An 856-nucleotide genomic window follows, 5' to 3' on the forward strand; every position below is an offset into this window, starting at 1 on the left:
ATTGAGCGTGGCCACCACCCAATAGGCGGTCGCGTTCGGCTTGTAGTTCCCGGTCCATGTCGTGTGATAGAAGGTGTCGGTCGTTTTCTCGTCATCGTTCATGCAGACGTAGTTGCTGACCTGCCGCGCGTGATAGGCCGCGACCGTGCCGCTGCGGATCTTGGTGAAGGTCTTGTTCGTGGAATCGTGGCGGTAGACGCGATAGGTCGCGCCATCCATCCAGCCTTGCGGGCGCGTCTCGTTGACATGCGTGTTGTCGATCCCGATCCGGTCGCCCGCCACGCTGGTGACGGCCCGGCGCATTCGGTAGATTTGCTTGCGGAAGTCGAGCGCGCCCGCCTCCGCCCGGTTGCCGATGGTGACGGCGAAGGGCTGCGCGCCCGTTTCCTTGCCAGTCGCGCCGTCGAAGAAGATCTCCGGATCGCCCGTGCGAAGGGCCGGAACTGCGATGTTGTAAGTGCTCATGCGTCTGCCACCGTTCCGCTGAGGGATGTGAAGGCACCATCGGTGCCGAAGTTCGTGAGCGCGGTCCAATCCGAAGTTCGTGAGCGCGGTCCAATCGGCCGCGGGGCCGCGAATGTCGTAGATCGGCGCGCCGAAAGCCGTGTTGAAATCCGCCGGCGGCTTGATCCGGCCATCCGCTGCAACCAGCTTGTTGCGCGTCGATGCAAGCGCGATGTTCGCCGCCGCCGCGAGATTGCGCCAGATCGCGCTGCGGTGATGGGTGATGCTGACGCCGGCCGAACCGATACCCATTTGCAGCTCGACGCCGGCATCATGCGCAATGTCGCCCGTCTGCGCGCCGGGGATGGCGCCGTCGAAGCTCATCACCCACGGCGCATCGTTGCGCTTGTAG

2 protein-coding genes are annotated in these 856 nt (G+C 64.4%); one reads left to right on the plus strand and one right to left on the minus strand.

The window, feature by feature from the left end:
- Positions 1–465: hypothetical protein (locus PMES_RS16795; RefSeq protein WP_236549857.1), on the minus strand; the 465-nt coding region annotated here is incomplete at its 3' end.
- A 42-nt stretch (positions 466–507) separates the two neighbouring features.
- Here PMES_RS16795 and PMES_RS16800 point away from each other — a divergent pair.
- The coding region (locus tag PMES_RS16800; protein ID WP_236549858.1) for a hypothetical protein at positions 508–856 on the plus strand (349 nt) is incomplete at its 3' end.

Origin of the sequence: Profundibacterium mesophilum KAUST100406-0324, assembly GCF_009835145.1 — a bacterium.
Classification (GTDB): domain Bacteria; phylum Pseudomonadota; class Alphaproteobacteria; order Rhodobacterales; family Rhodobacteraceae; genus Profundibacterium; species Profundibacterium mesophilum.